The sequence below is a fragment of the Pseudoalteromonas qingdaonensis genome, from assembly GCF_038739665.1.
Taxonomy (GTDB): Bacteria; Pseudomonadota; Gammaproteobacteria; order Enterobacterales; family Alteromonadaceae; genus Pseudoalteromonas; species Pseudoalteromonas qingdaonensis.
On record NZ_JBCGCU010000001.1, the window covers coordinates 325,380 to 339,070 of the forward strand.

Genomic DNA, 13,691 nt, shown 5'->3' on the forward strand with positions numbered 1-13,691 from the left:
CCTCATACCAAACCGGTGTTAATGGCCAGACCCGCATTCAGGTTCATGCACTGCAGGGCTTGACCCGAGGCGCCTTTGAGCAGGTTGTCTATGGCGGCGCTGACAATCAGCTGCTGCCCTTTTACATGCCAACCGATGTCGACATAGGGTTGATTTTCTATGCCCTTAATGGAGGCCACCTGATTGGCGCCCAACAGGCGAATTAGAGGTTCGTCGGCCAGTACCTGGTAGGCACTGCTGACATCATCCAGAGTCACACCGGCATTTAAGGTGGCGTAAATAGTGGCCAAAATGCCGCGTTTAAAATTACCCAGGTGTGGCGTAAAGAGCACAGGGTGCTGCAAAGACTGCTCGATTTCCGGTGTATGGCGGTGGTTAAACAAACCATAAGGAGCCAAAGAGACTTCACAGAAGTGGGTACCAATAGCGGCTTTACGCCCGGCTCCTGTTACCCCGGATACCGCATTGATGATCACCTGCTGATCGCCAGCCAACAAGCCTGCCTGCTGCAAAGGTTTAAGGGCATTTAAACTGGCGGTTGGGTAACAACCGGCCACAGCCACCAGCTGCGCACTTTTAAGCGCTTCGCTGTGCCATTCCGCTAAACCATACACGGCCTGCGCTAATAGCTCGGGATGTTGATGGGCGAAACCATAGAATTCTTCATACAAATGGGCATCGGCAAGACGAAAGCCACCGGATAGATCAAACACCTTCAAGCCATGGGCAAGAAACTGAGGAGCCAGTTCTACACTGACTTTATGATCTGTACACAGACACACGGCATCAGCCTGCGCCGCTATGTTGGCAATCGCATTCTCGTCCATGCCTTGCAGCGGCAGATCCACTATGCCCTTATGCTCTGGATACAGAGCGCTTAAAGGTTTATGAAGATCCGCACTACCGGCAGATACATAACAGCCAACAAGTTGAAAATGAGGGTGTGTTGCGACTAATTTGGCTAGTTCCGCACCGCTATAGCCACTCGCGCCAATAATTACAATATTCATTAATTACACTCAAAATTAGGAACCAAGTAACGGGCGAGACGCCCGACGAAAAAAAGCGAGTACACACAAGGGAGATATGTGTACTCGAACTATCGTCGTGACGTTATGCTAAAGAGGTAGTGAACCATTAACCTAAACCAATATTTATGCTTAAAATGTGAATTGATATTCACTATAAAGACATTTATATTGTTATGCAATCTTTATGAATAAATATTTGGAATTTATATGTCGAACCCAGATTTTCTAACGCGCTACCAGCAGCTTATCGCCGCCCCCTCGATAAGCTCCCTCGATCCTGCGCTTAGCCAGAGTAACCGTGGTGTTATTGAACTGCTGGCAACCTGGTGTGAGTCCCTGGGTTTTCACTGTGAAGTTATCGAACTGCAAAGCGCCCTCGGCAAATACAATCTGCTGGCCAAACGCGGCAGCGGCGCCGGTGGTTTAATGCTGGCCGGGCACACGGACACAGTGCCCTTTGATGAAGGCCGTTGGCAGCGCGACCCTTTTACACTCAGTGCTGTAGATAACAAGCTCTATGGTTTGGGGAGCATTGATATGAAAGGCTTCTTTGCTTTTGTGCTCAATGCCATTGCCGAGCTTGATAGCAGCAAACAACAACGTCCTTTATTGTTGTTGGCCACCGCCGATGAAGAAACCACCATGGCCGGCGCTCAAGAGGTGGCCCGTTATCCAGACCTTAAACCCGAGCGCTGTATTATCGGTGAGCCCACCGACATGGTGCCGGTATTTACTCATAAGGGGCATATGACTTCGGCCATTCGCATTATTGGTAAAAGCGGCCATAGCTCAGATCCGGAGCGTGGCATCAATGCCATTGAAGTGATGCATTTGGTGATTCAAAATCTGCTGAAGTTAAAAGAAGAATTAAAGAATAAATATTCAGTTGCAGATTTTGCTATTCCCTACCCTACTTTGAACCTGGGTCATATCCATGGTGGCGACAATGCCAATCGCATTTGCGGCTGCTGTGAATTACAGCTGGATATGCGCCCGCTGCCCGGGCTTAGCATCGCCGAGCTACAGGCCATGCTGCTTGATGCCACCAAGGAGATCAATACCCGCTATCCAGGCTCTGTGGAGGTTTGGGATATGCACGAGCCTATTCCTGCCTTTGCCGGCACCAAGGACAGCGCCCTGGTGAAGCTGGCAGAAAAGCTCTCACAACAACAGGCGGTGGCGGTTAACTACTGCACCGAAGCACCTTTTATCCAACAACTGGGCTGTGAAACCATAGTTATGGGGCCAGGCTCTATTGAGCAGGCGCACCAGCCCAATGAATTTTTGGCCATGGAGCGTATCGCCCCGTCACAGCAGATCATAAAAGAGCTTATCTATCAAAGCTGCTGGTAAGCCAAACCCTAAAACACAGGCACAAAAAAGCCCCTCAATGAGGGGCTTTGCTATCTAATCAACAAGATTCAAAGGATTACATCAAGCCTAGCTTTTTAAGCTCAGCTTCAACCATAGTGTTAGAAAGTGGTACATAACCGTCTTTCTCAACAATAGTTTGACCTGTTTGTGAAAGTACCATTTTGATAAACTCAGCATCGATAGGCGCTAGTGGTTTATTCGGGTGCTTGTTCACGTAAACGTAAAGGAAACGTGATAGTGGGTACTTACCAGTAGCTACATTATCTAGCGTTGCATCTACAAACTTATCGCCCTTCTTCGCTAGAGGTACGGTACGAACACCAGAAGTTTTATAACCGATACCTGAGTAACCGATAGCGTTAACTGATGACGAGATTGACTGTACTACAGAAGCAGAACCTGGTTGCTCGTTTACATTGTTACGGAAGTCACCTTTACAAAGTGCTTTCTTCTTGAAGTAACCATAAGTACCAGATACTGAGTTACGACCGTAAAGCTGGATGTCTTTAGCAGTCCAGTCACCTTCAAGGCCTACGTCGCCCCAGCGGTTAACTTCTTCTGCGGCACCACATTTACGAGTAGATGAGAAAATAGCATCTACCTGGTCGATACGTAGACCTTCAATTGGGTTGTCCTTGTGTACGAATACAGCAAGCGCATCAATCGCTACGCGGATTTCAGTAGGCTTGTAACCGTGACGCTTTTCGAAAGCTTCGATTTCTTTCGACTTCATCTTACGGCTCATAGGGCCAAAGTTGGCTGTACCTTCAGTCAATGCCGGTGGCGCAGTAGATGAACCAGCCGCTTGGATCTGGATATTTACGTTAGGGTAAATACGCTTATATTCTTCGGCCCAGAAAGTCATCATGTTGGCTAAGGTATCAGAACCTACTGATGAAAAGTTACCAGAGATGCCGCTTGTTTTTTCGTATTCTGCGATCGCTTTATCTGTGGCCATCGCCTGACCTGCAGTTAGGGCACTAACAGCAACGCCCATTGCAGCAACTAAGTTTTTAAATTTCATTGGGTTCTCCAATTTATCGTCCCATGTTTCAACTGCGACCATTGTGCAGTGATAAAATGACAGTTAGATTACTTGAAAATGACACTTTTATGACTTTGCAGAAAGTACTGAGTTCTGGTTATTGGTCACTATCCAGCTCGGCGCGAAAGTAAACCAAAAACACGAGCCTTCGCCCACAGTGCTTTCTATATGCAACTGAGAATCGTGGCGTGACAACACATGCTTGGTAATGGCCAGACCTAAGCCTGAACCACCGGTTTTACGGCTGCGCGCCTTATCAACGCGATAAAAACGTTCGGTCAAACGATTAAGATGCTCAGGTGCTATGCCCTCGCCGTTGTCGTTTACGCTAAAGTGGGCGTTACCATCCTTGCGCTGCCAGCGTACGATAATTTCACCGCCCTGGGGGGTGTAATGTACGGCATTGAATACCAAATTCGAAAACGCACTGCGTAATTCATCGGCGGCGCCGAGAATATCGAGCTCTGCATCCACCTCAAAGACCAAAGTATGGCCCTTATCCTGATTAAGCGACTGCGCCTCTGTATGAATAATTTCCAGCATCTGTGGTACATGCACCGGCTTATCATTGTCATGTTTGCGCGCCCCTTCGATGCGGGACAAAGACAACAATTGATTAACCAGCGAGTCCATGCGTTGACACTGCTCTATCATGGTGCCGTGCGCCTTATTCCATATCGCTGGCGGCGGCATATTATCGCTGTCCATCATTTCCAGATAGCCGGTGACCACGGTCAGCGGCGTGCGCAACTCGTGAGAGACGTTAGCGACAAAGTCTTTACGCATCTGCTCAAGCTGTTTTAAACGGGTGATATCGCGCACTACCATCATGATCTGCGACTGAGCATAAGGCATCACCCGAAACTCCAACACCTGCTCACCATTGTGGGCTATATCCAGCTCCAGGGCTTCCTCATACTCACCATCGGCCATATAACTGCTGAATTTAGGGTGGCGGATCAGGTTGTCGATGCGCTGGCCATGATCGGTAGGCCATTGCAGTCCTAATAATTGCAGCGCCAATTGGTTACACCAGCCTATGCTGAGATCTCGCTGCAGCACGATAACCGCATCGGGCACCGCCTCGGCACCTTCACGAAAACGACGAATTAAATCGGCCAGTTCATTGCGCTTTTTGCGATTGCGTTGTTGCAGATGGTAGATCCCTTCAAAGACCTGCTCCCAGGCCCCTTCTCCTTCGGGGGGATTAAAGCTGCGCTGATTTATCAACCAGTCGCTGAGACGATACAGTTGGCGATAATGCCATAACAAGAGGGTAAAGGCGCCGAGGAAGATAAGCAAAAAAGGCGCGCCTACAAGCACGCCTATCAGCACCAATGGTAAAAAATACATAAACAAACGCTTGGTTAGGGTTCGTTTATTAACTACTCGATACATAAAATATCTCTGCTTTATGCTCGGCTCGGCTAGCCGAGCACAAGCCCACTCATCCGTGAAATCTAATTGATGGCAGGCTAAACCTTACTTGAAAAACGATAGCCGGCGCCACGTACGGTTTGTACTAAACGATCATGGCCCTTAGGTGAGATGGCTTTACGTAAGCGACGAATATGCACATCCACTGTTCTGTCTTCCACATATACATTTGTGCCCCACACATGATCCAGTAACTGTTCGCGGCTATACACGCGCTCAGGGTGAGTCATAAAGAAGTGCAATAAACGGAACTCGGTCGGGCCCATATCCAATTCACTGCCCTGCGAGGTAACGCGGTGTGAAATAGGGTCCAGACGTAGACCATGTACCTCGATGGCCTCTTCCAAAGAAGTCGGCGCCACGCGGCGGATAACGGCTTTAATACGTGCCATTAGCTCTTTTGGTGAGAACGGCTTGGTGACATAATCGTCGGCACCAACCTCAAGACCACGAACCTTGTCTTCTTCTTCACCACGAGCAGTCAGCATTATAATGGGGATCTGACGGGTATGCTCATTTTGCTTAAACTTTTTAGCAATTTGAATACCACTGCCACCGGGAAGCATCCAATCCAGTAGCACCATATCAGGGTAAGGCTCAACCATGGCCGCTATCGCAGAATCGTAATCTTCAGCTTCGATAGCCTGAAAACCATTTTGTTCTAATACAAACACCAGCATTTCGCGGATGGGTGCTTCATCATCAACAACAAGAACTTTACGTGACATTCCATTTATCTCTAATCAGTTTTATTGAACTGATGTCATTATTATGACTTTTTGTGACAGTTTTATGAAAGATTACACCCCTAACCCTGATCTCGCAAAAATCTCTTTTTGATCCACAGGGATCAGTGTTTTACCAAGCTAGCTTAACAGGATCAGATTTCTACCAAGCACAGGTGTTTTGGATCAATATTTTACTAATTGATCCCGCTCGGGATCAGTTTTATACCTAGTTGCGTCAAGTTAGCTCAAACTAAGATACTGATATTTGTTTACTTCTTAATCAGTGTTTACGGCCCTTAGCGGGCAATAGGTAAGATGGTGATCCGAAAATGCCCCAAGGTTGATAAAAATCTGATCCCAAATACCAATTCTGTTAAGTATGTGATCAGAGATAGCGCTGGATAAATGATATGATCACAAGGCGGAATTTTTCTTATGTAGTTATTCTACATAGAAAAATTCCAACACAGTGAGCATGATATTTAGCCCGCTAGAATGATTAGCTATTTAAGTGAATTGGTAAAAGATCCTTCTTGATAAAAGACCGATCCAAAAAAGCCCCGTGAAATACGAGGCTTTTTATCGGACTAAGTCACTAAAATTACTTAATTTTAGCGCTTAACTCACCGCTTAGGTAACGCAGGTGCATATCATCAAGCGAGATAGGCTTGATCTTGCTTGCCTGACCGGCAGTACCGAAAGCTTCATAACGCGCCACACAGATCTCTGTCATTGCCTTAGTTGCTTCGGCAAGGAACTTACGAGGATCGAAGTTAGCTGGGTTATGCGCTAAATGACGACGGATAGCACCGGTTGACGCCAAACGTAGATCTGTGTCGATATTTACCTTACGTACACCGTGCTTGATACCTTCAACGATCTGCTCTACCGGCACACCGTAAGTTTCAGGGATCTCACCGCCAAACTCGTTGATCACAGCTAGCCACTCTTGTGGAACCGATGACGAGCCGTGCATTACCAGGTGCGTATTAGGAATACGGCTGTGGATTTCTTTAATGCGATCGATAGCAAGAATGTCGCCCGTAGGTGGACGCGTAAACTTGTAAGCACCGTGCGAAGTACCACAGGCAATTGCTAGGGCATCAACACCGGTTTTAGCAACAAAGTCCGCCGCTTCTTCTGGGTCTGTAAGCAGCTGATCGTGAGATAGTTTACCTACCGCGCCGATACCATCTTCTTCGCCGGCTTCACCGGTTTCAAGTGAACCTAGTACACCTAGCTCACCCTCAACAGAAACACCACAAGCGTGGGCCATTTCTACTGTGCGACGAGTTACATCTACATTGTACTCATAAGATGAAGGCGTTTTACCATCGTCAAGCAATGAGCCATCCATCATTACCGATGAGAAGCCAAGCTGGATAGAACGCTGACATACCGCCGGTGAAGTACCGTGGTCTTGGTGCATTACTACCGGGATGTGTGGCCACTCTTCGATTGCTGCCAAAATCATATGACGAATAAAAGGGGCACCCGCGTATGCACGCGCGCCGGCAGAACCTTGCACAATAACCGGGCTGTTTGTTTTGTCGGCCGCTTCCATGATGGCACGCATTTGCTCTTGGTTATTTACATTGAAGGCTGGTACGCCGTAACCAAATTCCGCCGCATGGTCGAGAAGTTGACGCATACTGATCAAAGCCATTTCGCTTATCTCCAATTTTTGATAGCACCAGACTATCGGGTTTTTTGAACGGGATGATGTTTGAATTATTTCAAACAGGAGCCTCTTGGCTCCAAACACAAGGCCGGCAAAAGTGAGAGGCCGGCCTTATAGTATTTTATTGTTTTGCTCGCTCTTCTAGCATAGCAACCGCAGGTAGTTTTTTCCCTTCTAGGAATTCCAAAAAGGCACCACCACCGGTAGAGATGTATGAAATTTTATCAGCCACATGATATTTATCAATGGCCGCTAAGGTGTCACCACCACCGGCAATCGAGAAGGCATCCGACTCGGCAATGGCTTTAGCTATGCTTTGTGTGCCGTTACCAAATTGGTCAAACTCAAATACGCCAACCGGGCCATTCCATACGATAGTGCCGGCTTTAGCAATGATGTCACCAAGCTCTTTCGCCGTGTCCGGGCCGATATCGAAGATCATATCTTCGTCGGTTACTTCCTGCACGTCTTTAAGCTGGGCTACCGCCGACTCAGAGAATTCGCTACCCACAACCACATCAACAGGCACTGGAATGTCACCGCCGTTAGCACGGGCTTTCTCGGTTAGCTTTTGCGCTTCGCCGATAAGGTCCTGCTCATATAAAGACTTACCTACCGAGTGACCGGCCGCTGCGATAAAGGTATTGGCAATACCGCCACCTGTTACCAGTTGGTCAACCACATTTGATAGTGAATCAAGCACGGTTAGCTTGGTTGATACCTTAGAGCCACCAACAATGGCAACTAAAGGACGTCTTGGGTTATCAAGGGCTTTGCCTAGCGCGTCTAGTTCGGCGGCAAGCAAAGGACCGGCACAGGCTACAGGAGCATGCATGCCGACACCGTGCGTTGAAGCCTGAGCGCGGTGCGCGGTGCCGAAGGCATCCATTACATAGACGTCACACAAGGCGGCTAATTGCTTCGCTAAGGCTTCGTCGTTAGCTTTTTCACCCGGATTAAAACGTACGTTCTCGAATACCACAACTTCGTTGTCAGCAACTTCTACGCCGTTTAGGTAATCTTTCGCTAAACGCACATCTTGTGACAGCTTGTCGTTCAGGTAATCAACCACAGGAGCCAGTGAGAATGCATCGTCATATTGACCTTCGGTAGGACGGCCCAGGTGCGACATAATCATCACCTTAGCGCCCTTGTCTAACGCCAATTGAATGGTCGGCAAAGCGGCACGTAAACGTGCATCTGAACTTACCTTACCATCTTTAATAGGCACGTTTAGATCTTCACGGATCAATACGCGTTTGCCTGCTAAATCTAAATCCGCCATCTTAATGACCGACATTCTCATCTCCTTAGTTATACGTTTTATACAAAGTTAGATGCTTATTGTTGCATCCACGCAGCCGAGGTATCGAGCATTCGATGAGCGAACCCCCACTCGTTGTCACACCATACTAATAGTTTTATCAAACGTTTATGACTAACCCGTGTCTGTGTACCGTCGATGATACAAGAATGTGCATCATGATTAAAATCGACCGACACCAGAGGCTCTTCGGTATAGTCTAAAATGCCCGCCAGACGCCCATGTACCGCATTGGCTATGGCTTGGTTAACATCACTGAGCGACACATCGCTGTTAACGGTTACGCTCAGGTCCATGGCGGTCACATTAATGGTGGGTACGCGCACGGCAATGGCCTCAAAGCGGCCATGGAATTTAGGTAAAATGCGCTCTATGCCACGGGCTAATTTGGTATCCACCGGAATTATAGACTGACTTGCGGCACGGGTGCGGCGCAAATCATCATGATAAGCATCGATGACCTGCTGATCGTGCATGGAAGCATGTATGGTGGTAATGGCGCCAGACTCGATACCAAAGGCATGGTCAAGCACCTGAATTACAGGGACAATGCAGTTGGTGGTGCAAGAGCCGTTGGAAACAATTGTCTGCTCAGCGTTTAATTCGTGGTCGTTAATGCCAAAGACTATGGTGGCATCGACATCGGCATCGGCGGGCTGCGAAAACAGCACCTTTTTGGCGCCGGCATCCAAGTGTTTTTGCGCATCTAGGCGAGAGTGATAGACCCCTGTGCACTCAAGCACTATATCAACTTCGTGCTCTTGCCAAGGCAAGGCGCTGGCATCTTGCTCACAATATAAGGCAATGCTGTCGCCATTGACTATCAAGGCCTGCTCGCCTAGCTCCACGGGAAAAGCAAAACGCCCATGGGCGGTATCATATTTGAGTAAATGAGCTATGCCTTCTGGCTTGGCTAACTCGTTGATTGCAACAATTTCAAATTCGTTGCGGCGTCCGCTCTCATATAAAGCACGTAAAATATTACGGCCGATGCGGCCAAAGCCATTAATTGCCAGCTTAATTGCCATAACTACAGACTACCGCCTTGAAAAGTTGCCTATACGCAGGTCTTAAAAGAATGGCCGCTATTGTAATAGACATGGGGCTCAAGTGTAAGGGGGGAGTATAAATAAAAACCGCCGAGCCCCTTAGGGTCTGTTGACCTTTGTTGTTTGTTTCTGCAGCAGTTTGCAGTGAATTTATACAAGGCGGCACATGTGTGGTGTAGTTATTCTACATAAACATGTAACAACACAGTAGAAATGCGCTACAAGCGCTGCCCTGCGGGTTCATCTAAACGCATCCTGCTCTATGTTACTCGCTATGAACATAGGCGAGCAAGACCGAAGCAATGCTTCGCAGCTTAGCGAGGTGAGCGCATGGATGCGCGATGTAACCAAGCTTCATGGATGAATTTGACCACATAAATTAGTGATTATATTCATCAGAATGCGTTTAGATTGAACATAAAGTAAACCGCAAAGATAAACAGACCCTCGGTAGGAGGCCCAAGCTTAGCATGGGTTCTAAGACAAACCACCGAACAGGGTAAGTAAGGCAATAAGGGCTAAGAAGAAGAGTACATTACGCTTAACCAAACGCATCATGCATTGGGCTTCAATGGTGCAGCCATAATGTTCTATTTCAATTTGTTCTGCGGCCAAGGCAGTTTCTGTGATCACCTGACGGTTTGACACCGAAAAATCAAGCACGTGGCGCAGCCAGCACTGAGTGCCCTTGGAAAAGTTACCTATCACCAGATAACCTAAACTGGCCACCCGCGCCACCGGCCACTCAAGCCAGTAGATAATCTTACCCAGAGCCTGATGCCAGGGTGACAATTCATGTTCGGTTTGCTCACTAAAATCTAGGAAACTGCGCACTAAGGCATAAAACAAGGCCCCCGCAGCCCCTAAAAATACAAACCAGAAAATAACCGTACAATAAAAACGAAAGTTTACCCAGGCCAGGGTTTGCGCAAAGGTTTCGCCCCCTTCTTCATCTTCGGTGCGTTTTTGTCCCATTTGCAAGGCATAGAGGGTAGCGGCTTCACCATCGTCTCGGGTTAAAGCGTTTAAATAGCCCTTGTAATAGCCGCGCAGGGTGGCACAACCAAAGCAAGTTAAAACAACAGCGGTATTAATAAGCAGTTGCCACAGAACAAAGTCACTGAGATTAGCCAGGGCAAAAACCAACAGACTAGGGATCAATAACCAGAGGATCATTCCGGCTTCTTTGCCCAAGCTGCTAAAGCGTTTAAGCAGACCAAAACTTTGCCCTTGATACCAGTGGGCATAGGTGGCGATTTGCCAGGTTTTAGAGCGCGCTCCGAGGCGTTCGGCAATAAGCGCAAAAATTATGGCTATCAGTGTCATAGTGGCAAATAAGTTAACTTAGATTTCTTTTAGTCTATCGCAATTACTGGTAAATGTAAGGTCAAAAAAGTAAGTCCAATCAAATGCTTCCCCCGGATCCGTTTTACGACCTGGGGCAATATCACTGTGACCGACAATGCGCTCGCGAGTGATCTCTGGGTAGCGCTCCATAATGGCCTGGGCCAGTTGCGCCAGGCTCAGATATTGAGCTTGAGTGTACTCACTGCAGTCTGTGCCTTCGAGCTCAATCCCTATGCTGAAATCGTTACAACGCTCGCGCCCGGCAAATTGTGATACACCCGCATGCCAGGCGCGCTCAGTAAAGGGCACGTATTGGCGCACTCGGCCATCACGGTCAATGAGGCAATGGGCCGACACCCGAACCCCTTGCAATGAACTAAAACTAGGATGAGCATCGCAATCCAGACACCCGGCAAACAAGTCATCGATATAAGGGGTGCCATAGTGCCCCTCGGGCAAGGAAATGCAGTGGATCACCAGCAGTGAAACTTCCTGCTGTGGTCGCGCATCGAAATGCGGGCAGGGATACTGCTGCGCGCCGGCGTAAATCCCTTGATCATTAATTGCCATAAGCCCTCCCATCACTTTGCCGTCATGGTAAAAGCCTAGGACTGATGGCGCAAGGGCACTTCGGGATAAAAGTCACACTCCCCCTGAGCGTCAATAGCCACAAGTTCATGGTTGCGGTGTAACACCGCCAGCCTAGGTGGTGGACAATGGGTGCGGACAAAATCCAGCTCGTAACCTAATTTGGTCAGGCTGTACAGCTTGTCGACCCGCTCACCTGTGAGCCTGGCGAAGTGTTGATTGAAAGTCCTTTGGCCGTGGCGACGCTCAGTGTCCACCTGCTTTGTTGATGCCATGAATCCATCCTTTAGGTGTTATACCAATTCACTTAAATAGCTAATCATTCTAGCGGGCTAAATATCATGCTCACTGTGTTGGAGTTTTTCTATGTAGAATAACTACATAAGAAAAATTCCGCCTTGTGATCATATCATTTATCCAGCGCTATCTCTGATCACATACTTAACAGAATTGGTATTCTCCGGATCTTACAGCTTAGAGCATAAAAAAAGCACGGGCAAAAACGTGCTTTTTTATGACTGAAAGAGCTTGCTTACCAGCTTACTCGGCGCGTTGTTCGCGCCCCAGTAGCGCCATAGCGGCCTCTTTCACGTCTTTGTTTTCATACAGCACCTTATAGATTTGCTCTGTGATCGGCATCTCTATACCACTGCGTTTAGCCAGCATATAGACTTCTTTGGTGTTTCTATAGCCTTCAACCACCTGGCCAATCTGTTGCTGCGCTGCTTCCACGTCCAGGCCCTGCCCCAAGGCTAAGCCAAAACGGCGGTTACGTGACTGGTTATCGGTGCAGGTAAGGATCAGATCCCCTAATCCAGCCATCCCCATAAAGGTTTCCGACTTGGCGCCCAGGGCACAGCCCAGGCGACACAACTCCGCTAAACCTCGGGTAATAAGCGCGGTACGGGCATTGGCACCAAAGCCAAATCCATCTGAGATCCCCGCGCCTATGGCGATGACGTTCTTAACCGCACCACCGAGTTGAATACCAATAAAGTCATTATTGCGATACACCCTAAATGAGCGGCCGCAATGAAGTAGACTAGATAGGCGCTCACAGAAGCTGTCGCTGGTCGCCGACACCGAAATAGCCGTCGGTAATCCAGCCGCCATTTCTTTGGCAAAGGTCGGGCCCGACAACACCGCCAGTTCCACCTTATCGCCTAGTTTTTGCGTCGCCACATCCTGCAATAAGCGCCCAGTTTCCGGCTCTAAGCCTTTGGTTGCCCAAGCCACCTTGGCATCGCTGCGCAACATGGGTGCAATGGTTTCCAATAGCCCGGCAAAGGCATGGCTCGGCACCACCACCAAAATGATGTCGCTGCTTTGCACCGCTTTTTCTAGCGAGCTTTCAAGAGTCAGGGTTTCAGGGAAAGGAATATCGCCGAGGTACTGTTCGTTTTTGCGTTCGCGAGCCAGCTTTTCGACTTGCTCGGCATCGCGACCCCATAAGGTCACCGGGTGGCCGTTACGGGCGAAACAAATAGCAAGGGCGGTGCCATACGACCCCGCCCCCAGAACAGTTACAGCTGAAGGTGCTGTTGTGCTCATAACTTATGCGTCAGCTTGCTGTGCTTGCTCAGCAGCGCGTTGCTGCATGTATTGGGCAAATAGCGCGTCAAAGTTAACCGGAGCCAGGTTCAACTGCGGGAAAGTACCACGGTTAACCAGGTTAGATACGGCTTCACGAGCGTAAGGGAAAAGTACGTTCGGGCAGAAAGCACCTAGCATATGCGCCGTTTGTAGCTCTTCTAGTTCACCGATAGTGAAGATACCAGCCTGTTGGATTTCACATAGGAAAGCTGTTTCTTCGCCGATAGTCGCAGTTACTGTTAGAGCCAACACTACTTCGTAGATGCCATTTTCAAGCTTGTTTGAACGCGTATCTATGTCTAGTTTAACTTCCGGCTTCCACTCTTTTTGGAAAATAGCCGGTGAGTTTGGCGTCTCGAAAGACACGTCTTTAGTGTAAATACGTTGAATTGAGAATTGCGCTTGTTGTTGCTCTTGTGCTGCGCCTTGATTTTGCTCTTCCATTGTCGTTCCTTTCAATCTGTTAAGGGTAACGAGCCACAGTCGCTGCGGCC

The 13,691-nt window shown here is 48.4% G+C and carries 13 protein-coding genes; 1 reads left to right on the top strand and 12 read right to left on the bottom strand.

Annotated elements, in window-relative coordinates; all coding sequences use genetic code 11:
- Nucleotides 1-2 precede the first annotated feature (2 nt).
- Nucleotides 3-1,010 carry an N-acetyl-gamma-glutamyl-phosphate reductase gene (argC, locus tag WCN91_RS01485; RefSeq protein ID WP_342675653.1) on the bottom strand — a complete coding sequence of 336 codons (1,008 nt, stop codon included), beginning with the start codon at nucleotides 1,008-1,010 and terminating at the stop codon, nucleotides 3-5.
- A gap of 228 nt (nucleotides 1,011-1,238) precedes the next feature.
- Here argC and argE point away from each other — a divergent pair, with 228 nt between their 5' ends.
- The gene (gene argE / locus WCN91_RS01490; protein ID WP_342675654.1) at nucleotides 1,239-2,384 is read left to right on the top strand and encodes an acetylornithine deacetylase; all 1,146 of its coding nucleotides are present in this window, start codon (nucleotides 1,239-1,241) and stop codon (nucleotides 2,382-2,384) included.
- Nucleotides 2,385-2,460: 76 nt separating this feature from the next.
- On the opposite strand, the gene WCN91_RS01495 is transcribed toward argE, so the two are convergent.
- The 11 genes from WCN91_RS01495 to secB all read right to left on the bottom strand — a co-directional run bounded on the left by WCN91_RS01495 (nucleotide 2,461) and on the right by secB (nucleotide 13,641).
- Nucleotides 2,461-3,429, bottom strand: coding sequence for a PstS family phosphate ABC transporter substrate-binding protein (locus WCN91_RS01495; RefSeq protein WP_342675655.1), 969 nt, complete (start codon nucleotides 3,427-3,429; stop codon nucleotides 2,461-2,463).
- 87 nt (nucleotides 3,430-3,516) lie between these two features.
- Entirely contained in the window at nucleotides 3,517-4,848 is a 1,332-nt protein-coding gene (gene phoR / locus WCN91_RS01500; RefSeq protein WP_342675656.1) for a phosphate regulon sensor histidine kinase PhoR, read from the bottom strand.
- A 77-nt stretch (nucleotides 4,849-4,925) separates the two neighbouring features.
- Nucleotides 4,926-5,615 (bottom strand): phosphate regulon transcriptional regulator PhoB, encoded by a 690-nt coding sequence (gene phoB, locus WCN91_RS01505; protein ID WP_105199479.1) that lies wholly within the window; start codon nucleotides 5,613-5,615, stop codon nucleotides 4,926-4,928.
- A gap of 601 nt (nucleotides 5,616-6,216) precedes the next feature.
- A complete protein-coding gene (fba, locus tag WCN91_RS01510) occupies nucleotides 6,217-7,281 on the bottom strand; it encodes a class II fructose-bisphosphate aldolase (protein ID WP_342675657.1) in 1,065 nt (354 codons plus the stop codon).
- A 136-nt stretch (nucleotides 7,282-7,417) separates the two neighbouring features.
- Nucleotides 7,418-8,596: a phosphoglycerate kinase gene (locus WCN91_RS01515; RefSeq protein ID WP_342675658.1), complete on the bottom strand. Its 1,179-nt coding sequence runs from the start codon at nucleotides 8,594-8,596 to the stop codon at nucleotides 7,418-7,420.
- 41 nt (nucleotides 8,597-8,637) lie between these two features.
- Entirely contained in the window at nucleotides 8,638-9,648 is a 1,011-nt protein-coding gene (gene epd / locus WCN91_RS01520) for an erythrose-4-phosphate dehydrogenase (RefSeq protein WP_342675659.1), read from the bottom strand.
- A gap of 498 nt (nucleotides 9,649-10,146) precedes the next feature.
- Complete coding sequence (ampE, locus tag WCN91_RS01525; RefSeq protein ID WP_342675660.1) at nucleotides 10,147-10,995, bottom strand: beta-lactamase regulator AmpE; 849 nt, start codon at nucleotides 10,993-10,995, stop codon at nucleotides 10,147-10,149.
- An 18-nt stretch (nucleotides 10,996-11,013) separates the two neighbouring features.
- The gene (ampD, locus tag WCN91_RS01530) at nucleotides 11,014-11,586 is read right to left on the bottom strand and encodes a 1,6-anhydro-N-acetylmuramyl-L-alanine amidase AmpD (RefSeq protein ID WP_342675661.1); all 573 of its coding nucleotides are present in this window, start codon (nucleotides 11,584-11,586) and stop codon (nucleotides 11,014-11,016) included.
- Nucleotides 11,587-11,621: 35 nt separating this feature from the next.
- Complete coding sequence (locus WCN91_RS01535) at nucleotides 11,622-11,879, bottom strand: hypothetical protein (RefSeq protein ID WP_342675662.1); 258 nt, start codon at nucleotides 11,877-11,879, stop codon at nucleotides 11,622-11,624.
- A gap of 265 nt (nucleotides 11,880-12,144) precedes the next feature.
- On the bottom strand, nucleotides 12,145-13,155 hold the full coding sequence (gpsA, locus tag WCN91_RS01540) for an NAD(P)H-dependent glycerol-3-phosphate dehydrogenase (protein WP_105199472.1): 1,011 nt from the start codon (nucleotides 13,153-13,155) through the stop codon (nucleotides 12,145-12,147).
- A gap of 3 nt (nucleotides 13,156-13,158) precedes the next feature.
- On the bottom strand, nucleotides 13,159-13,641 hold the full coding sequence (secB, locus tag WCN91_RS01545; protein WP_105199471.1) for a protein-export chaperone SecB: 483 nt from the start codon (nucleotides 13,639-13,641) through the stop codon (nucleotides 13,159-13,161).
- Nucleotides 13,642-13,691 lie beyond the last annotated feature (50 nt).

Excerpts from the sequence above, each read along its gene's own strand:
- argE (WP_342675654.1), top strand. The coding sequence starts at position 1,239 with ATGTCGAACCCAGATTTTCTAACGCGCTACCAGCAGCTTATCGCCGCC.
- secB (WP_105199471.1), bottom strand. The coding sequence starts at position 13,641 with ATGGAAGAGCAAAATCAAGGCGCAGCACAAGAGCAACAACAAGCGCAA.
- ampD (WP_342675661.1), bottom strand. The coding sequence starts at position 11,586 with ATGGCAATTAATGATCAAGGGATTTACGCCGGCGCGCAGCAGTATCCC.
- WCN91_RS01535 (WP_342675662.1), bottom strand. The coding sequence starts at position 11,879 with ATGGCATCAACAAAGCAGGTGGACACTGAGCGTCGCCACGGCCAAAGG.
- ampE (WP_342675660.1), bottom strand. The coding sequence starts at position 10,995 with ATGACACTGATAGCCATAATTTTTGCGCTTATTGCCGAACGCCTCGGA.
- WCN91_RS01495 (WP_342675655.1), bottom strand. The coding sequence starts at position 3,429 with ATGAAATTTAAAAACTTAGTTGCTGCAATGGGCGTTGCTGTTAGTGCC.
- WCN91_RS01515 (WP_342675658.1), bottom strand. The coding sequence starts at position 8,596 with ATGTCGGTCATTAAGATGGCGGATTTAGATTTAGCAGGCAAACGCGTA.
- epd (WP_342675659.1), bottom strand. The coding sequence starts at position 9,648 with ATGGCAATTAAGCTGGCAATTAATGGCTTTGGCCGCATCGGCCGTAAT.
- phoR (WP_342675656.1), bottom strand. The coding sequence starts at position 4,848 with ATGTATCGAGTAGTTAATAAACGAACCCTAACCAAGCGTTTGTTTATG.
- gpsA (WP_105199472.1), bottom strand. The coding sequence starts at position 13,155 with ATGAGCACAACAGCACCTTCAGCTGTAACTGTTCTGGGGGCGGGGTCG.
- argC (WP_342675653.1), bottom strand. The coding sequence starts at position 1,010 with ATGAATATTGTAATTATTGGCGCGAGTGGCTATAGCGGTGCGGAACTA.
- phoB (WP_105199479.1), bottom strand. The coding sequence starts at position 5,615 with ATGTCACGTAAAGTTCTTGTTGTTGATGATGAAGCACCCATCCGCGAA.
- fba (WP_342675657.1), bottom strand. The coding sequence starts at position 7,281 with ATGGCTTTGATCAGTATGCGTCAACTTCTCGACCATGCGGCGGAATTT.